Origin of the sequence: Nitrincola sp. A-D6, assembly GCF_000764495.1 — a bacterium.
GTDB lineage: Bacteria > Pseudomonadota > Gammaproteobacteria > Pseudomonadales > Balneatricaceae > Nitrincola.
The window spans coordinates 18,995-38,936 of the sequence record NZ_JRLB01000009.1; the positions used below are offsets into that span (position 1 = coordinate 18,995).

At 50.6% G+C, this 19,942-nt stretch carries 25 protein-coding genes, 1 pseudogene and 1 riboswitch; of the genes and pseudogenes, 15 read left to right on the forward strand and 11 right to left on the reverse strand.

Going from position 1 to position 19,942, the window contains the following annotated elements:
• Positions 1–19: 19 nt before the first annotated feature.
• The 6 genes from LH51_RS01945 to LH51_RS01970 are packed head-to-tail and all read right to left on the reverse strand — an operon-like array spanning position 20 to position 4,871.
• On the reverse strand, positions 20–1,525 hold the full coding sequence (locus tag LH51_RS01945; RefSeq protein WP_036519268.1) for an RNA polymerase factor sigma-54: 1,506 nt from the start codon (positions 1,523–1,525) through the stop codon (positions 20–22).
• A 39-nt stretch (positions 1,526–1,564) separates the two neighbouring features.
• Positions 1,565–2,293, reverse strand: a complete 729-nt coding sequence (gene lptB, locus LH51_RS01950; protein WP_036519271.1) for an LPS export ABC transporter ATP-binding protein — start codon at positions 2,291–2,293, stop codon at positions 1,565–1,567.
• Between the two features lie 2 nt (positions 2,294–2,295).
• Positions 2,296–2,808 carry a lipopolysaccharide transport periplasmic protein LptA gene (gene lptA / locus LH51_RS01955; RefSeq protein ID WP_036519274.1) on the reverse strand — a complete coding sequence of 171 codons (513 nt, stop codon included), beginning with the start codon at positions 2,806–2,808 and terminating at the stop codon, positions 2,296–2,298.
• Positions 2,795–3,361: an LPS export ABC transporter periplasmic protein LptC gene (lptC, locus tag LH51_RS01960; RefSeq protein ID WP_036519277.1), complete on the reverse strand. Its 567-nt coding sequence runs from the start codon at positions 3,359–3,361 to the stop codon at positions 2,795–2,797. The genes lptA and lptC overlap by 14 nt, the downstream gene beginning before the upstream one ends.
• Positions 3,361–3,897 carry a KdsC family phosphatase gene (locus LH51_RS01965; protein ID WP_036519280.1) on the reverse strand — a complete coding sequence of 179 codons (537 nt, stop codon included), beginning with the start codon at positions 3,895–3,897 and terminating at the stop codon, positions 3,361–3,363. Before LH51_RS01965 ends, lptC begins: the two co-directional genes overlap by 1 nt.
• Before the next feature lie 2 nt (positions 3,898–3,899).
• Positions 3,900–4,871, reverse strand: coding sequence for a KpsF/GutQ family sugar-phosphate isomerase (locus tag LH51_RS01970; protein ID WP_036519282.1), 972 nt, complete (start codon positions 4,869–4,871; stop codon positions 3,900–3,902).
• 179 nt (positions 4,872–5,050) lie between these two features.
• On the opposite strand from LH51_RS01970, the pseudogene LH51_RS01975 reads away from it, so the two are divergent.
• The 9 genes and pseudogenes from LH51_RS01975 to hisD all read left to right on the forward strand — a co-directional run bounded on the left by LH51_RS01975 (position 5,051) and on the right by hisD (position 11,662).
• Positions 5,051–5,901: pseudogene (locus tag LH51_RS01975) on the forward strand (ATP-binding cassette domain-containing protein).
• On the forward strand, positions 5,901–6,683 hold the full coding sequence (gene mlaE / locus LH51_RS01980; protein ID WP_052063376.1) for a lipid asymmetry maintenance ABC transporter permease subunit MlaE: 783 nt from the start codon (positions 5,901–5,903) through the stop codon (positions 6,681–6,683). The pseudogene LH51_RS01975 and the gene mlaE overlap by 1 nt, the downstream one beginning before the upstream one ends.
• Before the next feature lie 2 nt (positions 6,684–6,685).
• The gene (mlaD, locus tag LH51_RS01985) at positions 6,686–7,144 is read left to right on the forward strand and encodes an outer membrane lipid asymmetry maintenance protein MlaD (protein ID WP_036519285.1); all 459 of its coding nucleotides are present in this window, start codon (positions 6,686–6,688) and stop codon (positions 7,142–7,144) included.
• Positions 7,145–7,149: 5 nt separating this feature from the next.
• Positions 7,150–7,803 carry an MlaC/ttg2D family ABC transporter substrate-binding protein gene (locus LH51_RS01990; RefSeq protein ID WP_052063359.1) on the forward strand — a complete coding sequence of 218 codons (654 nt, stop codon included), beginning with the start codon at positions 7,150–7,152 and terminating at the stop codon, positions 7,801–7,803.
• The gene (locus LH51_RS01995) at positions 7,790–8,077 is read left to right on the forward strand and encodes an STAS domain-containing protein (protein WP_036519287.1); all 288 of its coding nucleotides are present in this window, start codon (positions 7,790–7,792) and stop codon (positions 8,075–8,077) included. Before LH51_RS01990 ends, LH51_RS01995 begins: the two co-directional genes overlap by 14 nt.
• Before the next feature lie 90 nt (positions 8,078–8,167).
• The gene (locus LH51_RS02000) at positions 8,168–8,407 is read left to right on the forward strand and encodes a BolA family protein (RefSeq protein WP_036519289.1); all 240 of its coding nucleotides are present in this window, start codon (positions 8,168–8,170) and stop codon (positions 8,405–8,407) included.
• Between the two features lie 24 nt (positions 8,408–8,431).
• The gene (gene murA, locus LH51_RS02005; protein ID WP_036519291.1) at positions 8,432–9,694 is read left to right on the forward strand and encodes a UDP-N-acetylglucosamine 1-carboxyvinyltransferase; all 1,263 of its coding nucleotides are present in this window, start codon (positions 8,432–8,434) and stop codon (positions 9,692–9,694) included.
• Between the two features lie 11 nt (positions 9,695–9,705).
• Positions 9,706–10,350, forward strand: coding sequence for an ATP phosphoribosyltransferase (hisG, locus tag LH51_RS02010; protein ID WP_036519294.1), 645 nt, complete (start codon positions 9,706–9,708; stop codon positions 10,348–10,350).
• Between the two features lies 1 nt (position 10,351).
• Positions 10,352–11,662, forward strand: a complete 1,311-nt coding sequence (gene hisD, locus LH51_RS02015; protein ID WP_036519296.1) for a histidinol dehydrogenase — start codon at positions 10,352–10,354, stop codon at positions 11,660–11,662.
• 18 nt (positions 11,663–11,680) lie between these two features.
• Here hisD and LH51_RS02020 read toward each other — a convergent pair whose 3' ends face one another.
• Positions 11,681–12,829, reverse strand: coding sequence for a trypsin-like peptidase domain-containing protein (locus LH51_RS02020; protein WP_036519299.1), 1,149 nt, complete (start codon positions 12,827–12,829; stop codon positions 11,681–11,683).
• Between the two features lie 65 nt (positions 12,830–12,894).
• Here LH51_RS02020 and LH51_RS02025 point away from each other — a divergent pair, with 65 nt between their 5' ends.
• Positions 12,895–13,665: a Nif3-like dinuclear metal center hexameric protein gene (locus LH51_RS02025; RefSeq protein WP_036519301.1), complete on the forward strand. Its 771-nt coding sequence runs from the start codon at positions 12,895–12,897 to the stop codon at positions 13,663–13,665.
• Positions 13,666–13,777: 112 nt separating this feature from the next.
• Here LH51_RS02025 and LH51_RS02030 read toward each other — a convergent pair whose 3' ends face one another.
• The 4 genes from LH51_RS02030 to LH51_RS02045 all read right to left on the reverse strand — a co-directional run bounded on the left by LH51_RS02030 (position 13,778) and on the right by LH51_RS02045 (position 16,980).
• Positions 13,778–14,251 (reverse strand): YhcB family protein, encoded by a 474-nt coding sequence (locus LH51_RS02030; RefSeq protein WP_036519302.1) that lies wholly within the window; start codon positions 14,249–14,251, stop codon positions 13,778–13,780.
• A 105-nt stretch (positions 14,252–14,356) separates the two neighbouring features.
• Positions 14,357–14,929 carry a cob(I)yrinic acid a,c-diamide adenosyltransferase gene (locus LH51_RS02035; RefSeq protein WP_036519303.1) on the reverse strand — a complete coding sequence of 191 codons (573 nt, stop codon included), beginning with the start codon at positions 14,927–14,929 and terminating at the stop codon, positions 14,357–14,359.
• Between the two features lie 222 nt (positions 14,930–15,151).
• Positions 15,152–15,433 (reverse strand): TonB-dependent receptor domain-containing protein, encoded by a 282-nt coding sequence (locus LH51_RS23330; RefSeq protein WP_036519305.1) that lies wholly within the window; start codon positions 15,431–15,433, stop codon positions 15,152–15,154.
• A 38-nt stretch (positions 15,434–15,471) separates the two neighbouring features.
• Positions 15,472–16,980 (reverse strand): TonB-dependent receptor plug domain-containing protein, encoded by a 1,509-nt coding sequence (locus LH51_RS02045; protein ID WP_144244140.1) that lies wholly within the window; start codon positions 16,978–16,980, stop codon positions 15,472–15,474.
• Between the two features lie 116 nt (positions 16,981–17,096).
• A riboswitch (cobalamin riboswitch) is annotated at positions 17,097–17,306 on the reverse strand.
• 93 nt (positions 17,307–17,399) lie between these two features.
• Here LH51_RS02045 and LH51_RS02050 point away from each other — a divergent pair.
• The 5 genes from LH51_RS02050 to LH51_RS02060 are packed head-to-tail and all read left to right on the forward strand — an operon-like array spanning position 17,400 to position 19,942.
• On the forward strand, positions 17,400–18,248 hold the full coding sequence (locus LH51_RS02050; protein ID WP_200881837.1) for an ABC transporter substrate-binding protein: 849 nt from the start codon (positions 17,400–17,402) through the stop codon (positions 18,246–18,248).
• Positions 18,239–18,841: an iron chelate uptake ABC transporter family permease subunit gene (locus LH51_RS23335; protein WP_268746514.1), complete on the forward strand. Its 603-nt coding sequence runs from the start codon at positions 18,239–18,241 to the stop codon at positions 18,839–18,841. Before LH51_RS02050 ends, LH51_RS23335 begins: the two co-directional genes overlap by 10 nt.
• Complete coding sequence (locus LH51_RS23340; RefSeq protein ID WP_268746515.1) at positions 18,838–19,221, forward strand: FecCD family ABC transporter permease; 384 nt, start codon at positions 18,838–18,840, stop codon at positions 19,219–19,221. Before LH51_RS23335 ends, LH51_RS23340 begins: the two co-directional genes overlap by 4 nt.
• Positions 19,212–19,433, forward strand: coding sequence for a hypothetical protein (locus tag LH51_RS21110; protein WP_200881838.1), 222 nt, complete (start codon positions 19,212–19,214; stop codon positions 19,431–19,433). The genes LH51_RS23340 and LH51_RS21110 overlap by 10 nt, the downstream gene beginning before the upstream one ends.
• Entirely contained in the window at positions 19,352–19,942 is a 591-nt protein-coding gene (locus LH51_RS02060) for an ABC transporter ATP-binding protein (RefSeq protein WP_235263449.1), read from the forward strand. Before LH51_RS21110 ends, LH51_RS02060 begins: the two co-directional genes overlap by 82 nt.

The window sequence follows — 19,942 nt, forward strand, 5'->3', positions numbered from 1 at the left end:
GCTCGTACTCTATAGTTAATTAAAGCAGACGCTTGCGCTCATTAGAAGGTGGAATGCCCAGAGCTTCGCGATATTTTGCAACGGTGCGTCTTGCTACGTTGATTCCCTGCTCTTTCAGCAGTTGTGCGATCTTATTGTCGCTGAGGGGTTTGGCTGTGTTTTCAGCAGAAATCAACTTTTTGATCAGCGCTCGAATCGCTGTGGAGGAAGCCCCTTCCCCATCCGCCGTATTGACCTGGCTGGAAAAGAAATACTTCAACTCAAAAATACCTCTGGGGGTATGGATGAATTTTTGCGTGGTGACACGGGAAATGGTTGATTCATGCATCGAGACCGCTTCGGCTATATCATGCAGTACCATCGGTTTCATGGATTCATCGCCATTATCCAGAAAGTCGCGTTGACGCTCAACGATCTCTGTCGCTACTTTCAATAAAGTGTCATTTCGGCTTAACAGGCTTTTTAAAAACCAGCGGGCTTCCTGCAGGTGGTTTTTCAGATAAGTGTTGTCAGCACTGCTGTCAGCACGGCGGATCATATCGGCGTACTGGGAGTTAATCTGGAGTTTGGGTGCAATCTCAGGATTGAGTGATACGACCCACTCATCATGGATTTTGCGTACCATGACATCGGGTATCACGTATTCAGATTGACTGGAGCTGATCAACGCACCGGGTTTGGGATTTAGTGAGCGGATCAGGTTGATGACACTGTCCAGTTCTACATCATTCAGGCGCATTTTACGCATGAGAGTTTTGTAATCGTGACTACCGAGTAGCGGGAGAAACTCCCGACAAAGGCGGATAGCTTGCTCACGCCATTCAATCGCTTCCGGTAGTTGCTTGATCTGAATGCATAGGCATTCACTCAGGTCCCGCGCCGCTACACCGGGTGGATCAAACTGCTGAATACGATGGAGGACAGCGAGGATTTCATCTTCATCAGCCTCTGAAAACAGCTCAGGCTGTTGTGCCTTAAATTGCTCCAGCAATTCGGGTATGTCGCTGCGCAGATAACCATCAGCATCGGTCGCGTCGATGATGGCTTCAGCCACCATGTAGTCCTGTTCACTCATGGGTGTCAGGTTTAGCTGCCAGGTCAGATGGTCCTGGAGGGTGTCTTCGCGGGTGTCGTTATCTTGATTAGACCAGTCACTGTCTGCAGCAGAGCCTACGCCAGAGCTTTGGGCCTGAAAGGTGTCGTCCCAACTACTGTCGGTGGGGAGGTCTTCGGGAATGGATTCATTCCAGTCGTTATCAGCAACTGACTCTTCACTGAAACTATCTGAGGTTTCGCTATTGCTGCTGAGCGCGGCAATCTCTTTATCTTCATAAGTTTCATCCACGGACGTTTCGGATGTGTCAGTTTCTTCATCACTGACTTCCAGCAAAGGATTACTATCCAGCGCTTGCTGAATTTCCTGTTGCAGATCCAATGTTGACAACTGCAGTAAGCGGATGGCTTGCTGCAGTTGTGGCGTCATCGTGAGATGTTGGCCGATCTTAAGATGTAACGCTTGCTTCATATGCCGTTTAGATCACTTATTCAGAGGCAGGGATAGCGACTACAGCCGGAACTGATCGCCCAAATAGGCGCTGCGTACTTGCTCGTTGTCCATTATGTCAGATGGGCTGCCATCTGCAAGGATGGCGCCTTCACTTACAATGTAGGCACGTTCACATATGTCGAGTGTTTCGCGAACATTGTGATCTGTTATCAGTATACCGATATTACGAGCCTGAAGATGCCGTATTGTTTGTTTAATATCATTGACTGAAATTGGATCAACGCCTGCGAAGGGCTCATCAAGTAGAATGAAGCGTGGTTCAGTGGCCAGTGCGCGGGCTATTTCAACGCGCCGACGTTCACCTCCAGACAAGGCCATGCCAGGACTGTTACGTATATGGGTAATATGAAATTCCTGTAACAGGTCTTCGAGTCGTTGAGTCCGATCTGATTTTGATAGTTCTTTGCGTGTTTCCAGAATGGCCATCAGGTTGTCACTGACACTCAGTTTTCTGAACACTGAGGCTTCCTGTGGTAGATAACCTATGCCTTTGTTGGCACGCCTATGCATTGGTAGGTCTGTAATATCTTGATTTGCAAGGCGAATATTTCCTTTTTCTGCATTCACCAGCCCCACGATCATGTAGAAGCACGTGGTTTTTCCCGCACCATTGGGGCCGAGCAGGCCGACGATTTCACCTTGATCAATTTTTAAGGATACGTCACGTACAACCTCACGTCCTTTGTACGATTTTGCTAAATGTAGCGCTTCCAGTGTGGTTGTCATAATCACTGGTTGCCTTTCGGTTGGATGATCATTTGCACACGCTGACCATCCTGAGATTCACTTCTGAATGCATCAACAACAGATTTGTCCATGTCATAAACAATGCGCTCACCGGTGAACTCATCGGCATCCTGCAGTACACGGGCGTTTTCAGTAATGGTTACCGTCTGCGTAGGTACCTGGTAATCCATACGCAAGCCATAGGCCTTGGTTAGCGGCTGGTTGGTGCTGGCCTGCTGATGAAATTCAGCAGGAGAGCCAGTAGACAGAATTCTGGAAATGCTGCCCGTATTATCACGGTGCATTTCGACACGTGAGCCCAACATCAGCATGGTGCCCTGACGTATCTCAACTGATCCGGTATACACGGCGACACCGGTGAGTTCGTTCATGCTGGCATGATCGGCTGAGACATAGATTGGCTGCTCCTGGTCTTCAGGCAGGGCGTGGGCCGTCTGACTCAGCATGAGTAGCCCTGTGATAAGACTCAGTATTAACGTTTTAGTATGTGGCATAATATCCTCTTACGTCAGACAGCAGGTCTATGCGGTGCTCTCTTAGCCACGCCTGCATGCCGATTGCATCAGTACGGTTAGTGCCCTGTATAAGCTGTACGGGGGCATCTGTCTCGGCATAATCATCTGGCGGCAGTAATGTCATCACTGATGTTGTCAGTACCCAGGGTGTTTCTGCAGCCGAATTATCAATAACCCTGACGTTTCCTGCAAGTTCAATCTTGCTTTCATCATCAGGCATGCTTCCCAGGTCTGATGATATTTGTGTGTCACCCCCGTTGTCGCGAGGTAGTGTAATCAATGGGCTGGTTAAGGTGATCAGCTCGGGTACCGGAAAATGTTGCAGGTGGGGAGATTCAATAATACGGGACAGTTGGCCGTTTTCATCAAAGCGGGTGATATACGCATCGCGAATAAAAAAATCCACCCGTTCGGGGTCGTCCGGGTCGCCTGACAGTATTTCACCAGGGCTACCAAAAATGCCCCAGTAAAGCAGTGCTGCCAGTAATAAGGCTAAACCGGTGATCAGTTTAAGGCGAGCCGCATTAAACATTAGCGAAATTCCTCAATCAGCCCGGATAGTTTGCCCTGAGCTGATAATAATACCTCGCAGAATTCACGTGCAGCGCCTGTGCCGCCGCGGCGAGAGGTACACCAGTCGGCTTCTTTACAAACGACTGGGTGGCCGTTGGGAACGGATACGCCAAAAGCAACAGTGATAATAGCGGCAAGATCAGGCAGATCATCACCAATATAGGCTGTAGTGGCTGCACTGTCGCCGCTTTCCTGCCAGATCTCTTCCAGTGCTGCGAGCTTATCTTCACGCCCTTGGATTAACCAGTTTACGCCCAGAGCCTTAGCGCGCATACTGACCTGTGACGAGCTACGGCCTGTGATGATAGCGGTTTTAATACCGGCTTTCTGTAGTAGTTTTAACCCTAATCCATCCAGTGTATTGAAGGCTTTGACTTCCTGACCATCAGGTAAAAAGTACAGCGAACCGTCGGTTAGTACGCCGTCTACGTCAAAGACGGCTAGCCGGATAGATTGTAAGCGTTGCTTCAGGGCATCGGAGAGTACTTCAGTCATGGTTATATGACTCCGGCTTTTAACAGATCATGCATATTCAGTGCTCCAGCGAGCTGACCTTGATGATCAGTAATCAGCAAGGCATTGATTTTACGCTCCTGCATCACTTTCAGAGCCTCTGCAGCTAATGATCCTGTTTTAAGTGTAGTTCCACCTGGTGTCATGACGTCGGCGATTGAGGTGTTTTTAAGGTCAATTTCCTGGTCCAGGGTACGACGCAGGTCACCATCGGTAAAAATACCCAATAATTCACCGGTTGTATTGGTTACAGCCGTCATCCCTAAGCGTTTCTGTGTCACTTCCAGCAACGCCTCGCGGATTGATGTATTCACAGTCACCTGAGGAATATCTTCACCCGCATGCATAATGTCATCAACACGCAGCAGCAGCTGTCGTCCCAGGCTGCCGCCTGGGTGGGAAAATGCAAAATCTTCGGGGCTGAATCCACGTGCTTCCAGTAGCGCAATCGCTAGCGCATCACCCATTACCAGCTGTGCGGTAGTGCTGGACGTGGGCGCCAGGTTGTGAGGGCAGGCCTCACGTTCTACGGGCAGGTGCAGATTGACATCGGCAAAGCGTGAAAGGGTGGAGTCAGAATTTGAGGTCATGCTGACCAAAGGAGCGCCCATACGCTTGATCAGGGGTAAGATCGTGATGACTTCGGTAGTTTCCCCCGAGTTGGATAGCGCCAGAACCACATCTTTGCCGGTAAACATACCTAAGTCACCATGGCTGGCCTCTCCGGGATGTACAAAGAAAGCCGGAGTGCCTGTGCTGGCTAAGGTGGCAGCAATTTTATTGCCGATATGGCCAGATTTACCCATGCCGGTCACGATCACGCGGCCCTCGCAACTGAGCAAAAGCTCGCAGGCCTTGCTAAAACTGTCATTCAGCTGCGCCAGCAAAGCACTGATGGTGGCATGTTCTATTTCAATAGTTCTTGTACCGGCGGCAATAAAATTAAATGTACTCATTCGGATCGGGGTCAGCCATCTTGTTAGAAATTTGATAGGTTAATATAAGTTTAACGCAGAATCGCCTGAGATCGTAACTCAATTTATTGTCAGTACGTAATCTGGATAACAGGTGCGTTTTAACTTGATCGCTATAATGGTATATTTGCCGGTCTTGTCTGTTGTAGCAGGGTATAGGGATGGACGTTGAAAAAGACTCAGCGGAGGGGGTAACGCAACCCTCGGATAACATCATTATCGAAATACGTAATATGAGCTTTTTTCGGGGCTCAACGCGTATTTTTGATGATATCAGTATCAAGATACCACGTGGTAAGGTGACTGCGATTATGGGACCCTCGGGCACCGGAAAAACCACCTTGTTGAAGTTGATTGGTGGTCAGCTATTGCCTGATTCTGGCCAGATTTTGCTGGATGATCAGAATATTCCTACACTCGGTCGTCGGGATCTGTTTATTGTGCGTGAGCGTATGGGCATGTTGTTTCAGAGCGGTGCACTGTTCACCGATATGACCGTGTTTGATAATATCGCTTTCCCTATCCGGGTGCATACTCAGCTGCCCGAAGAGATGATTCGCGATATTGTATTAATGAAGCTGCAGGCTGTTGGTTTGCGTGGCGCTGTGGCTTAATGCCTAGCGAACTTTCCGGGGGAATGGCGCGGCGTGTGGCGTTAGCCCGTGCGATTGCGCTGGATCCTGATATTGTCATGTATGATGAACCCTTTACCGGCCAGGACCCTATTGCTAAGGGCGTACTGGTCAATCTGATCAAGCGCCTGAATGAAGCGCTGGGGCATAGCTCTATTATTGTTTCACATGATATTGAGGAAACCCTGTCGATTGCGGATTATATTTATGTACTTTCAGAGGGTAAGGTGATCGCTGAAGGTACACCCGATCAGCTTAAAAATCAGGATTCTGAACAGGTGCGTCAGTTTATCGAAGGTTTGCCTGATGGGCCGGTAGCATTTCACTATCCGGCCCCCGATCTTACTGAACAGTTGATGGCAGGAGGAGCCTTTAGGTGATACTCGACCCTATTCAAAGGCTGGGACATAAAACGCTTTCCAAGTGTGCGGCACTTGGGCGCTCTGGCCAGATACTGTTTCATTCGGTAGTAGCAGCGCCCGCGCCGGTAATGATGTTTCCCTTGCTGATTAAACAGATTTATTTTATCGGTGTTTTGTCACTGGTGATCATCGCTGTATCGGGTATTTTTATCGGTATGGTGCTGGGACTGCAGGGCTATACGATCCTGGTGGATTATGGCTCTGAACAGGCGGTCGGTCAGATGGTGGCGCTGAGCTTGTTGCGGGAGTTGGCTCCAGTGGTCACCGCCTTATTGTTTGCCGGGCGTGCCGGTTCAGCGCTTACCGCTGAAATTGGACTAATGAAAGCGACTGAGCAGTTGGCCAGCCTGGAAATGATCGGTGTTGATCCTTATCGCCGGATTATTGCGCCGCGCCTTTATGCTGGCTTTATCTGTATGCCACTGCTGTCGATGATTTTTGCCGTTGTGGGCATCTGGGGAGCCTCTCTGGTTGCTGTTGACTGGTTGGGAATCTACAGTGGCGCTTTTTGGGCAAATATGCAGCAGTCTGTTGATTTTCAGGGTGATGTGTTGAATGGCCTGATAAAAGCGGTGGTGTTTGGGTTTGTCGTTACCTGGATCGCTGTGTATCAGGGTTATGATTGTATTCCGACTTCAGAAGGAATCAGTCAGGCTACTACCCGTACCGTGGTCTATGCATCGCTTGCTGTTCTGGGCTTGGACTTTGTGCTTACCGCTTTGATGTTTGGAGACTTGTAAAAATGCGTATCCGTACTGTTGAAATCAGTGTAGGGCTGTTTATGCTGATTGGCTTCCTGGCCTTGGTCGTGCTGGCATTGAATGTCAGTGGTTTAAATCTTACCCCGAAACAGGGTGGTTATAAGCTCTATGCCAGTTTTGAGAATATAGGGGGGCTGACGTCTCGTGCTAAAGTGGCCATGTCCGGTGTGCAAATCGGTGAGGTCAAGAATATTCGCCTGGATCCGCAGATGCTGATGGCAGAAGTGGAGATGGAAATATTTGCCGATGTTGATTATATCAGTTCCGATAGCTCAGCGATGATTTTGACATCGGGTCTGTTGGGTCAGCAATATGTTGGCATTGTGCCGGGTGGTGATATGGATGTGTTAGCCGAAGGCGATTTTATTTTTAATACCCAGTCTGCTCTTGTTTTAGAAGATTTGGTGGGTAAGTTCCTTATGAATCAGGTTAGTGAGTAAACACCATGAAGAAGTTGTATGCAGCAAATCTGGTTTTTTTGTTTTCAATTCTACTCACATTTAAAGCCTTTGCGGCTGATGAGGACTGGGAAGCTGCAAAGCTGGTAGTTGAAAATACAACCGAAAAAGTAGTTGATCTGATGAATGATACCTCGCTGTTTGAGGAGGAAAACAGAATACGTTTGCAGTCCGAAGTTGAGCAGATAGTTACGCCTGTCATCGATTTTTATGGTTTTGGCCGTGGGGTTATGGGGCGTTTTGCTCGTAGTGCAACTGAAGATCAGTTGGAGCGTTTTGCGGGTGTACTCAAAACAACCCTGATCAGAACCTACGCCATGGCTGTGAGTGAATTTTCTATTCGTGAGTATACGATTACACCACCACGTGCTCCCAGCCCACAGCCAAATATGCAGGTGGTTAATGTCCAGTTGACATCAACCGCTGGGAAAACTTACAGCATACTCTACTATATGCGTAATATTGATGATAACTGGATGCTGGTAAACGTGGCTGTTGAAGGGATCAATTTACGCCTGACTTTTCAAAACCAGTTTGCTGACATGTATCAGAGCTCCCGTGATATTTCGGCTGTCATTGACAGCTGGGAAGAGCGCGTAGCCAGTACAATCGCCGAGGTAGTAGAAGATGTCGAAGGCTGAGGCTGGCATTCAGGTTATCCCTGTTGCGGGCGATTTGCTGTTTTCTACAGTTGTAGAAAAACGTGCGGCGCTTCTGAGTCAGATCAAACAGTTTCAAGGCCCATGTCAGTTAGACTTTTCCGCTGTGGGGCGGGTTGATAGCTCCGCCTTGTCTCTGTGGTTTTGTTGTGAGCGCCTGGCTCTGGCCAAAGGCATAGAGCTTACGGCTATCAATACGCCGGAGGACCTGCTTGCTATAGCTCGTTTGGTTGGTGTTGAAGAAAATCTGCATTGATTGACCTAACGGGTCTGAAAGGTAATGTCGCCTTTCAGACCCGTTTTGCGTTATTATCTGCCCCCTGTCAAAAAAGTTTCCGGAGTTTATATGCAAGCTGAAGACGTAAAACAGGTTATTGAAAGTCAACTGGTTGATAGCCAGGTACTGACCTCAGGTGAAGGGTGTAATTTTGAAATTGCCGTTATCAGTAATCAGTTTGCGGATTTAAGTCCGGTAAAGAAGCAGCAGTTGGTTTATGCCTGCCTGAACAAGCAGATTGCCAGTGGTGACATTCATGCTGTAACGATTAAAACCTATACTCCCGAGCAGTGGGCTGCCCTGAATTAATCATGCCCTAATACGGACAGATAAATGGATAAGTTTTTGATTCAAGGAGGTGCGTGCCTGAATGGTGAGGTGCGTATCTCTGGTGCAAAAAATGCGGCTCTGCCAATCTTGGCCGCTACGCTGCTGGCGAATGAGCCAGTGACGCTAACTAACCTGCCACATTTGCATGACATTAACACCATGCTTGAGTTGATGCGCAGACTGGGCGTCACTGTCACACTGACTGGTGATCAGTGTGCCGAGATAGATGCGAGGCAGATCGACTCAGTGGTGGCACCTTATGATTTGGTGAAAACCATGCGTGCATCGATTCTGGTTTTAGGACCACTATTGGCACGTTTTGGTGAAGCTGAGGTGTCGCTTCCGGGTGGTTGTGCCATAGGTAGTCGCCCAGTGGATCTGCATCTGCGTGGCCTGGAAGCTATGGGGGCGCATATTGAAGTGGATCAGGGCTATATCCGAGCCACCTGTGATGGACGTCTGAAAGGCGGTAAGGTTTTTTTTGATACCGTTACCGTTACCGGTACCGAAAATATCATGATGGCTGCTGCATTGGCGGATGGCGAAACCCTGATTGAAAATGCGGCACGTGAGCCGGAAATCGTGGATCTGGCCAACTGTTTAAATGCCATGGGTGCAGATATTCGTGGTGCCGGTACCGATATGATTAGCGTGCACGGTGTTAAATCCCTCAAAGGCTGTCACTATGCAGTCATGGCTGATCGTATAGAAACCGGTACTTTTTTGGTCGCGGCGGCTACAACGGGTGGCAAAGTGCGTGCCTACAACACCCGCCCGGATACACTGGATGCGGTATTGAAAAAACTGCAGGAAACCGGTGCAGAAATTACTACGGGTGAAGACTGGATTGAATTGGATATGCATGGGCGCCGACCGAAAGCGGTCAATGTGACTACAGCACCTTACCCGGCGTTCCCTACCGATATGCAGGCACAGTTTGCAGCGATGAATGCAGTGGCAATCGGTGTCGGTATTGTGCGTGAAACGATCTTTGAAAACCGTTTTATGCATATGCAGGAAATGCAGCGTATGGGTGCCGATATTACCATTGATGGCAACACGGCGATTATTGAAGGTGTGAATAAGCTCAAAGGTGCACCGGTCATGGCAACGGATTTACGTGCATCGGCCAGCCTGGTCATTGCGGCGCTGGTTGCTGAGGGTGAAACCCTGATAGATCGTATCTACCATATCGATCGGGGCTATGAGTGCATAGAAGAAAAATTCCAGGGTTTGGGTGCTACCATCCGACGCGTAAAAAGTTAAGAGAGTAGTCTATGACACAGCAGCTGACCATCGCCCTTTCCAAAGGGCGAATCCTGACGGAAACACTTCCTTTGCTGGCGGCAGCCGATATACATCCGGCGGAAGATATTTTCAGCAGCCGTAAACTGATATTTGATACCAATCATGCCAATATCAAACTACTAGTGATTCGTGCCACCGATGTGCCTACCTATGTTGAATATGGTGGAGCTGATATGGGTGTGGCAGGTAAGGATGTGCTGATGGAGCATGGTGGGCAGGGACTCTATGAACCTCTGGATCTGGAGATTTCCCGCTGTCGTTTGATGGTCGCTGGTATGAAAGGGGCATCTCCTGTCGAGGGGCGCCTGCGGGTGGCGAGTAAATTTGTCAATATTACCCGTGACTTTTATGCCCGTAAGGGTTCTCAAGTGGATATTATCAAACTCTATGGAGCGATGGAGTTGGCACCGATTATGGGTTTGGCTGATCGTATTGTGGATATTGTCGATACAGGTAATACCTTAAGAGCCAATGGCCTTGAACCCATAGAGCATATAGCGGATATCAGCTCACGCTTAGTGGTGGGGCAGCCTTCCATGAAAATGAAGTATGAGATGATCCAACCCATAATTGAGCAAATGCAAGCTGCCGTGGCAGCTAAACGTGAGGTTTGATATGTCATTAGAGATCACACGTCTTAAGTTTGGCCAGACTGATTTCGATAGTCAGCTGGATAGCATGCTGGCCTGGGAAAGTGTTTCGGATAAGAAGGTTAATCAGATCGTTGATGATGTGATTGAGCAGGTCAGAGCCCGTGGGGATGCCGCGCTGATTGAGTTCACTAATCGCTTCGATCGCATGCAGGCAACGCATATGGCTGAGCTGGAAGTCAGCCAGACTCGTCTGCTGCAAGCATTGGAAAATCTGCCGCTGGATCAACGCACCGCGCTGGAAACTGCAGCTCAGCGTATCAGTGCTTACCATGAGCGTCAGAAAAGTGAGTCCTGGCGCTATACGGAACCGGATGGCACTGTACTTGGGCAACAGGTTACACCAATGGATCGAGTGGGTATTTATGTACCCGGTGGTAAGGCGGCTTATCCGTCATCTGTACTAATGAATGCCTTACCAGCCAAAGTGGCAGGTGTACAAGAGATTATTATGGTGGTACCGACACCTGATGGTGTTGTGAATGAGCTGGTATTGGCCGCCGCCGCTTTAGCTGGTGTTGACCGCGTGTTCACCCTGGGTGGCGCACAGGCGGTCGCGGCCCTTGCCTATGGCACTGAAACCGTCCCGCGAGTGGATAAAATCGTCGGGCCAGGAAATATTTTTGTAGCAACAGCCAAGCGTGCGGTATTTGGTGCAGTAGGCATCGATATGATCGCTGGTCCTTCTGAAATTCTGGTGATCTGTGATGGGCAGACAGATCCGGACTGGATTGCCATGGATCTTTTCTCTCAGGCTGAGCATGATGAAGATGCGCAGTCTATCCTGATCTGTCCTGATGCCAGCTATCTGGATCAGGTGGTTAAGAGTATTGAAAAGCTCTTACCCACTATGGAGCGTAGTGACATTATCAGTGTATCACTCAAAAATCGTGCGATTCTGATTGAAGTAGCTGATCTGGATGAAGCAGCAAGGTTAAGTAATCGTATTGCCCCAGAGCACCTGGAGCTATCGATTGCCGATCCGGAAGCTTTGCTGCCGAAGATACGCCACGCGGGTGCTATTTTTATGGGACGTTACACGGCGGAATCTCTGGGCGATTACTGTGCTGGCCCTAACCATGTACTGCCCACCTCGGGCACGGCGCGGTTTTCGTCACCGCTGGGCGTTTATGATTTTCAGAAACGCTCTTCTGTCATTATGTTCTCGGCGGCAGGTGCTTCCGAGATGGGTAAAGTGGCTTCTGTTCTGGCGCGCGGCGAAAGCCTGACGGCGCATGCGCGCTCAGCTGAGTACCGTATTATTAAAGCTGACTAATTGCCCTGGCTGGTCTGCTCATTTAGGTGAGCGGACTTGTTCCGACAGTTGAACAATCAGAGATAAGTGGCGTTCATTTCTGAGCAGCTCCAGACGGATATTCTCGCCCGGTTTGGTGCGTGCTATTTGTAGCATCAGGCTACGTGCATTGCTGATGGATTCAGCATCAATAGCAGTCAGGATATCACCAGGTTGCAGTCCAGCCTGATGGGCAGGGCCATTACGTACCACACCGGTTACAATTACGCCATTTTCTGCGGCAAAATTAAACGACTCGGCCAGTCTGGGCGTGATTTCCTGTACTTCAATGCCCAGCCAGCCACGAATCACGCGTCCATGCTCGATCAAATCCTGCATGACCTGAAGCGCAGTCAGTGCCGGAATGGCAAAGCCGATACCATGAGACCCTCCGGATTGGGAAAAAATGGCGGTATTAATACCGACCATATGGCCGTTCGGGTCAATTAATGCGCCACCTGAGTTGCCGGGGTTGATGGCGGCGTCAGTCTGAATGAAGTTTTCATAGGTATTTAAGCCAATACTGTTGCGCCCGGTGGCACTGACAATACCCTGGGTGACGGTCTGTCCCACACCGAATGGGTTGCCTATTGCCAATACAACATCACCGACACGAAGTGTTTCGGAGGTGTTCATTACAATACTGGGTAGTTCGTTTAGATTGACCTTAAGCAAGGCTAAGTCTGTTTCCGGATCACTGCCAATCACTTGGGCGAGAGATTCCCGGCCATCCTGCAGTGACACCACAATACTATCAGCACCACTGATAACATGGTTATTGGTAACCACATAGCCATCTGCACTTAAAATAACACCAGAACCCAGACTGGACTGGATACGCTCTTGCTGTGGCAGGCGGTCAATATTGAAAAACTGCTGAAATAAAGGGTCGCTAAGTAAGGGGTTAGCAGGTTCTCTGACAAGGGTCTGGGTGTAAATATTCACAACGGCTGGTGAGGCTTTATCCACGGCGTCGGCATAGGAAATACGTGGCTGCAAAATGCCATCTGTAATAGGTGATATCTGTGTCTCTACTACATTGACTCTGGTTTCTGGTGTACTGGCGCGCTCAGAAAAAAACTGAATGATCAGCAGAGCTAATAAAATACCGACGGTCACTGGCCAGGATAAGAGTTTAAATTTACGCATAAATCCATTTCGTTTAAAGTTTGTTGATAGTATACGTTTTTGTACTGATAAATGGGAATCAGCTGATGAATTACAATAGTGTCGATATTAATGTACTGGTGGAATACTGTAACCAGACACTGCGGTCCAGCGATTTCAAAGATTATTGTCCAAATGGTCTGCAGGTGCAGGGCCGTCCTCAAGTGCAAAAAATCCTGTCAGGTGTCACCGCCTGTCAGGCTTTGTTAGACGAGGCTGTAGATTGGCAAGCTGATTTGGTGCTTGTGCATCATGGTTATTTCTGGAAAGGTGAGCCTGCAGTCCTCACAGGAATTAAGTACCGGCGTATAAAAACATTGATGATGCATGATATTAGTCTGCTGGCTTATCATTTACCGCTGGATGCACATCCGACTCTGGGAAATAATGCTCGCCTGGGTTTACGCTTGGGGTTGGAATCTGACGATAGTATGGAACCTGGTAATCCCTTGGGGCTGGGAAATATTGGTCATGTCACCGAACCCTGTACACTAAAATCCTTTGCTCGGCGTATTGAGCAGCATCTGGAGCGCGAACCCCAGGTGATTGCTGGCGGGGAGCATAAGGTGAGTAAGGTGGCCTGGTGTACCGGTGCCGCCGAACGTTTTATCGATACGGCACTCGCCCTGGGTGCGGATACTTATATCAGTGGAGAGATTTCAGAGCCGGTGGTGCATATTGCTCGTGAGGCCGGTATTCACTACATCGGGGCAGGTCATCATGCTACGGAACGCTATGGTGTTCAGGCGTTAGGCGAGCACCTGGCTCGCCATTTTGGAATTGAACACCGTTTTGTGGATATTGCCAATCCGGTTTAAGTGATTTCCGGGGTTCAGTTTTTCTGATTCGGCTTTGCAGGTGTTGTTTCGTCATCATTCAAGCCGCTATCTGGGTAGGGTGGAGCCTCAGGGTTCTCTTCTCCCCCTTTTTTTAGCCCGTAGCGGTCAGATAGTGTTCCTTCATCATTGGGTTTTTTCGGTGCCCAGTCTTTTGGCGCTTCGGGGGCTGTATCGCTAGAGGCTGGTGATCAGCTTCGGGTGTTTCCTGAGTGGCTGGCTCAAGGGTGGTATCATCACTAGTGTTAGCTTCCAGTTTAGGCTGCAGTGATGACTGCAGTGAACGACCCGCCTGCTGATCCGGACACAGATTTTGTGCACCGGTAGCCAGGTGTTGGTGCACTTTGCGGTACTGGTCGGTTAGCTCATTAACTAAAGCAGCAGTTTGCTCGAAATGCGAGGTCACTTCCTCTTTATATCGGTCCATCTCGGCTCTGGAACCATGCAGTTCTTCTTCGAGGCGCTTGCTCTTGACTTTATTGCTACCGGATTTTCCCAGCAGGTAACCAATTAATACACCCACCACAAGTGCAACTACGGCAACGATCCAGAGAGTTTCCTGTTCCATGCGACGCTTCCTCTTATAATCCTGATGATGTGTTTAGCTTATCCCGTTTCGGGCGTGGCTGTAAAATTAACCTTGGTCTTAAATGCTGACCGGGTGGATAAGGCTTTAGAGATTTTCCTGGGGGGTTGGTTTCCAGTGTATCTCCTTGCCACTGTTTTCCCGCGCCAGAGTCCGAGCCACTACAAACAATAAATCGGATAGTCGATTCAAGTAGCTGACACCCATCGGGTTGATGCTTTCCTGATTCAGGCTGCTCAGCTCTACGATGCGTCGCTCCGCCCGGCGACAGACTGAACGTGCCAGGTGGGCTGTTGCTGCAGCACGACTGCCGCCTGGCAAAATAAACTCTTTCAATGGCGGTAGGTTGGTATTTAACTGATCCAGGCAGGTTTCCAGACGTGTCACGGTGTCCAGAGTAATAACGGTATACTTGTCATCGGCTATCGCCAGTTCACCACCCAGGTCGAACAGGTCATTCTGGATCTGTGCCAGGGGGGTGTTTAATGCATGGTTAGCGTCCAGTTCAGCGATTAACAGACCTATGAGGCTGTTCAGTTCGTCGACATCGCCCAGGGTTTCAATACGCGGATGGGATTTGGGGATGCGTTTGCCATTGGCCAATCCGGTAGTGCCTTTGTCGCCACTGCGGGTGTAGATACGGTCGAGTCGGTCAGACATGGTTTATACACCTTGGTTGTGAAGGAGTTAGGTTGAGTATAGCGGGTTGAGTAGTTGTGCTGGTAGTTGCTAGTAGTGCTGGTATGGGACCGGCAGGGCTCCCCCTTCAATCTGACGCGCCATGAACACGTCCTTGTGGGCTCACTGCTGCCATCCATGGCAGCAGAGGTCAGATTGAAGGAGAAGCCCTACCGGCCTGTCTGCCTGCAGTCACCGCTCCCTTTAAAAGCGATAGGTCAGGCTGGTTTCGACGTAGCGTCCCGGAGTGTTGTATCCAAGGGCTTGTTCGTAGTCCTGATCGAATAGATTGTCGACTTTGGCGCGCAGGGTCCAGTCGGATGACAGGTGCCAATGCGCGCGGGTGTTCAGCAGCGCGTAGCCGCCCATGCGGTCACCGCCAAAATCATAACGTTTGCTCTGACCTTCAATTGTGGCGCCTGCACCCCAATTTGAGACGGCATAGTCAATATCAATCCGGCCATGTTCCCGTGCCCGGCGCAGCAATAGCGAGTCATCTTCACGGTTGATCGGGTCCTGAAGCGTTAGGGCACCAGCGAAGCGCCAGTTGGCGAGTTGATAGCCAGTGTAATTTCGGTGCCTCTGATACGTGACTCATTGATATTGAGGTTTTGACCCGCTGACCAGACAATCAGGTTGTCTATTTCATTCTGAAACAGGCGTACCTCAGCATTAAAAGCCGAGTCTGGCTGATAGTGCCAGAAGAGCTCGTAGTTAATCGACTCCTCTGGTTTAAGATCCGGGTTGGCACCCCAACTGGCCGGTCCATAGAGTTCCATCAGGTTGGGTGCCCGGTATCCCTGAGAAATACTGGCGCCAATGTTATGGGCGCTATGCAGTTGCCAGTCCAGTCCCAGGTTACCTGTGGCCTGGTTACCGAAAAACTCATCGTCATCATGGCGTACCCCGGCTGACAGTGTCCAGGTATCGGTCAGGCGATAGTGAGTCTGCGCAAACACACCGAAGATATCCCGGCTGTCCTGGGTAAAGCCGGAGCCTTTCAGTATGCGCTCTTTCTGTGCATCCAACCCGGTAACCAGGCTGAAAGGGTCCGTCGACAGGGTGGCCTTGATGCCGAGTTGATCACGCTGAGTGTGAGTGTGGCCATTGTCTTGACCTTCATAAAAATCTTCACGATCTTCGTCAACGCGTTGCAGCAATGTATCTATTTGCCAGGCGTTGGTTAGTTGATGTGTCCAGCCCAGGTTGAGTGTTTGCAGGGCAAACTCTTCTTTGCAGGCATTGGATGCGTTCCAGAAAGCATCGGAGCAATTATCATACTGGTTGTCGCCCTGGCTACGCAGATACCCGGCAGAAAGGGTGTTACGCTCATTCAGATCATGTTCAAGCTGCAAGCTCAGGCCATAATGCTCATAGCCATCTTTTTCATCAGTGGTATCAGCCGTTCTGGCATTGATACTATCAGACTCACGGTAACTCAAGGCCGAAGTAAAACGTGTGGTTGCATTAGCCGCACTGAAATTGGCGTCGGTCAGTCGGGTGTTTTGCTGGCCAACCCCTACGCGAATCTCACCTTCTGTTCCGGGTTCGGTCGCTTTACGGGTGATGATGTTGACGACACCGCCAATAGCATCTGCACCCCAGACACTGGATTGTGGACCGCGTACAATCTCGACGCGCTCTATCTGGTTGACGGGCAGGAATTGCCAACTGACTCCGCCACTGGTTGGGTTGTTAATCTTGACACCATCGATCATTACCAGTGTGTGGTTAGAGTTGCTGCCGCGCATAAACAGGCTGGTTATCGAACCTGCCCCACCGCTACTGGCAAATTCAATACCGGGATGTCCACGCAGTAGCTGCGCGACAGATTCTGGTTGCTGGCGTTCAATATCGGCACGGGTGATGACGGTTGTGGCAGCTTGGGTCTCATTCAGAGTCTGCGCCATGCGCAACGGAGTGGTAACCGTCACCAATAGGGGTTCCAGTTGAACGCTATCGGCTAAAAGTGGAGCACTAAGGGTCGTTAACGTTGTGATTAACAGAGTGTGTCTGAGCAGGGGATGTTTCAAGTTTGTATCCTCATACGCTAAGTTAGGGCGTGACGAGGGAGGGAAAGCCAAAGACACAGCACCACCAAGAACAGGCGGTTCTGTAAGTTTGACTGGGTGAAGCCCTCCGCAACACCAACAGTAGTCTCACTTAGGCCGGTATCCGGGCTTGATGCGGCGCAGAGCGCAGTTCATCGCGCCTTCCCATGTTTTAGTAACACAGTGGCGTTTGCGATGACAACATCTTACCGTTGCGGGGGCAGCACAGGCTTTTGACGGGTGTCAGCACCTGTTTCCCGTTTAATCGCGTGCATGAATCACGCGACACCTTAATGAGCAAATCAAATAAGCCGTGCCATTATAGGGAGGCGAGTGGGTGAAGTCATCCCGGATTTCCGTTATTCTGCCAGCCTCTACAGGCAGAGAAGGTCTTAAAAATCATGGCGAAGTGGATGCCTTACAAGCGCAATGGGCTACAGCGTGCATTAATGCTGACCTTGCTGTTGGGCTGGGCACTGGCTGTGAGATCTGAAACATTGAGCTCAGAAGCTGCGCCAGACGCTGAATCGTCGTTTCCGCAGCGTATCCTGTCTTTGGATCTGTGTATGGACTGGATACTGGCTTACCATGTAGACAGGTCGCGTATAGCCGGATTATCGCCCTTACATAAACGCTATCCTCTACCCTTGAAATTGAATGACTGGCCAGCACATGATGGCTCGCTGGAGCAGATTTATCAGTTACAACCAGACCTGATTCTGGTGGGTGAATACAACGCATTGTTGCTGCGAAATCGGCTGCAGACTCTGCACCTGCCGGTGGCAGTAGTCTCCCTGCCTCAGTCGCTTGAACAGATTGAGGATTATGAACGCTCTATTTTGCAACTGACCGGCCTGCCAGCCAATCTTGCTACTCCCGCTCCGGATGAGCAGCTGCATGACCTCCCGACTCCGCGTTTATTGCTGCTGGGGGCGAACGGTATAGGGACAGGTCCAGGGACTTTCGAAGACCAGATTTTGCGCCAGGCCGGTTGGTCTAATTATTTGACCGATCAGGGGTATGTATCACTGGATCTGGAACAGTTAGTCAGTGATCCACCTGATGCGCTGCTTTGGGCAGCGCCGGATAGCCCTTCACTGGCCAATCGCTTTGCTGAACATCCGGCATTAGCCGGGCGTATTCCGGAACAGCGTTGGTTAATGACAGACTACTGGCGCTGGCAGTGTCCAGGCCCCTGGACCTGGGGGCTGATCGAACAGTTACGCCAGGCACGGGAGGTGTGGAATTGATTCTGCCCATTCTGCTGTTGCTGATGTGTTTGACAGCCACCCTCTCGCTGTCTGTTGGCTCAACCGACGTGGCGGTATGGGCCGGTTTGTATGACTGGGTATTGGGTTCAGATAGTGTGGCGGCGATAGTGGTCGGTGACATTCGTTTGCCACGCACCCTGCTGTCGATGTCTGTGGGTGCCGCGCTTGGTCTCAGTGGCGCGGCGCTGCAGGGGCTGCTACGTAATCCACTGGCTGATCCCGGTTTGACTGGAGCCAGTCAGGGGGCGGCATTAGGTGCCGCCTGTGTATTCTATTTTGGCTTGTTTCCTATGGCTGGTGGTGCGGCGCCGGCGCTGGCCGGTCTGCTGGGCGCAGGCCTGGCCATGTCATTAATGCTGTTTCTGGCAGGTACGGCGCGTCAGGGTATGGTGATCATGGCTGGATTAGCCATCTCAACCCTGACAGGTGCGTTACTGGCGGCGGTGTTGAATTTTGCACCTAACCCTTATGCTATGCAGGAATTGGTGTTCTGGTTGCTGGGTTCAGTGTCTGAGCGAGGGCTTGAACACCTGTGGCTGTTGCTGCCAGCATTGCTGGTAGGTGGGGATTGATCTTAAGTCAGCGGCGCTTATTGCTGGGGCTAAGCTTGGGGGAGCAGGTGGCACGCAGTATGGGCTTTTCTTATACACGTGGTAGTCGACTGATTATTTTGGGAGCGGCTTTGCTGGTAGGTACGTCAGTGGCTGTGGCAGGGGCCATCGGTTTTGTTGGCTTGATTGTGCCGCACCTGGTCAGGCCGCTGGCCGGAAATCGACCTGACCGGGTATTGATTCCTTCTGCATTGATGGGCGCCGTCCTGGTTTGTCTGGCTGATATTCTGGTGCGTTTGCTGCCAGCCGGTCCGGAGCTGAAACTGGGTGTGCTGACTTCGCTGCTGGGGGCGCCTTTGTTTATCTGGCTGGTATGGCGGGAGCGCAGACGATGGCTCTGATGAACGTCAGTGGGCTGACAGTTGATACCCGGCTTAAAGCGGTTGATCTGGTAGTGCAGCCCGGTGAGATGTTAGGGCTGATTGGCCTAATGGTGCGGGTAAAACCACTCTGCTGCATTGTCTGGCGGGTATTGAATCCTGCCAGGGAGATATTCAACTGCACAACGCCCCACTTAACAGGCTGTCGGTACAGCAGCGGGCAAGACAGATAGGCCTGTTGCCACAACGTTGTCAGAGTGCCTGGGCACTGAGTGTGCGCGATATTATCAGCCTTGGACGCCTGCCGTGGGACGATGAAGCTAAGACACCCGTGGAGCGGGTAGCATATCAGACGGGTGTGACCCAGTGGTTGGACCAGCCGGTCGATAAATTGTCTGGCGGTGAGCAAGCCCGGGTCTGGCTGGCAAGAGTGTTGGCAGGGGAGCCACAGCTATTGTTGGCCGATGAGCCTTTGGCCAGTCTTGATCTGTATTATCAAAGTCGTGTGTTGGAACTGCTGCGCCACTATGCACAGCAACAGCATGGCGTGATAGTGTCACTGCATGATCTGGCACAAGCGGCGCGTTACTGTGATCGTCTTTGTCTGCTGCATCAAGGGCAGGTTTATGCGCAGGGAGCCCCGGCCGAAGTCTTAACAGTGGATAACCTGCGGGCGGTATATCAGGTAGATGCTTGTGTTGATCTGCAGGCCCATCCCCCCATCATTTCTGTCATTGGATAA

Bases quoted from the DNA above. Each gene is read 5' to 3' on its own strand.
- lptC (WP_036519277.1), bottom strand. From the start codon at position 3,361: ATGTTTAATGCGGCTCGCCTTAAACTGATCACCGGTTTAGCCTTATTA.
- LH51_RS02025 (WP_036519301.1), top strand. From the start codon at position 12,895: ATGAATTACAATAGTGTCGATATTAATGTACTGGTGGAATACTGTAAC.
- LH51_RS02035 (WP_036519303.1), bottom strand. From the start codon at position 14,929: ATGTCTGACCGACTCGACCGTATCTACACCCGCAGTGGCGACAAAGGC.
- hisD (WP_036519296.1), top strand. From the start codon at position 10,352: ATGTCATTAGAGATCACACGTCTTAAGTTTGGCCAGACTGATTTCGAT.
- LH51_RS21110 (WP_200881838.1), top strand. From the start codon at position 19,212: ATGGCTCTGATGAACGTCAGTGGGCTGACAGTTGATACCCGGCTTAAA.
- LH51_RS02000 (WP_036519289.1), top strand. From the start codon at position 8,168: ATGCAAGCTGAAGACGTAAAACAGGTTATTGAAAGTCAACTGGTTGAT.
- mlaD (WP_036519285.1), top strand. From the start codon at position 6,686: ATGCGTATCCGTACTGTTGAAATCAGTGTAGGGCTGTTTATGCTGATT.
- LH51_RS01965 (WP_036519280.1), bottom strand. From the start codon at position 3,897: ATGACTGAAGTACTCTCCGATGCCCTGAAGCAACGCTTACAATCTATC.
- LH51_RS02050 (WP_200881837.1), top strand. From the start codon at position 17,400: ATGGCGAAGTGGATGCCTTACAAGCGCAATGGGCTACAGCGTGCATTA.
- LH51_RS01970 (WP_036519282.1), bottom strand. From the start codon at position 4,871: ATGAGTACATTTAATTTTATTGCCGCCGGTACAAGAACTATTGAAATA.
- hisG (WP_036519294.1), top strand. From the start codon at position 9,706: ATGACACAGCAGCTGACCATCGCCCTTTCCAAAGGGCGAATCCTGACG.
- LH51_RS02030 (WP_036519302.1), bottom strand. From the start codon at position 14,251: ATGGAACAGGAAACTCTCTGGATCGTTGCCGTAGTTGCACTTGTGGTG.
- LH51_RS01945 (WP_036519268.1), bottom strand. From the start codon at position 1,525: ATGAAGCAAGCGTTACATCTTAAGATCGGCCAACATCTCACGATGACG.
- LH51_RS01995 (WP_036519287.1), top strand. From the start codon at position 7,790: ATGTCGAAGGCTGAGGCTGGCATTCAGGTTATCCCTGTTGCGGGCGAT.
- murA (WP_036519291.1), top strand. From the start codon at position 8,432: ATGGATAAGTTTTTGATTCAAGGAGGTGCGTGCCTGAATGGTGAGGTG.
- LH51_RS02020 (WP_036519299.1), bottom strand. From the start codon at position 12,829: ATGCGTAAATTTAAACTCTTATCCTGGCCAGTGACCGTCGGTATTTTA.
- LH51_RS01990 (WP_052063359.1), top strand. From the start codon at position 7,150: ATGAAGAAGTTGTATGCAGCAAATCTGGTTTTTTTGTTTTCAATTCTA.
- lptB (WP_036519271.1), bottom strand. From the start codon at position 2,293: ATGACAACCACACTGGAAGCGCTACATTTAGCAAAATCGTACAAAGGA.
- lptA (WP_036519274.1), bottom strand. From the start codon at position 2,808: ATGCCACATACTAAAACGTTAATACTGAGTCTTATCACAGGGCTACTC.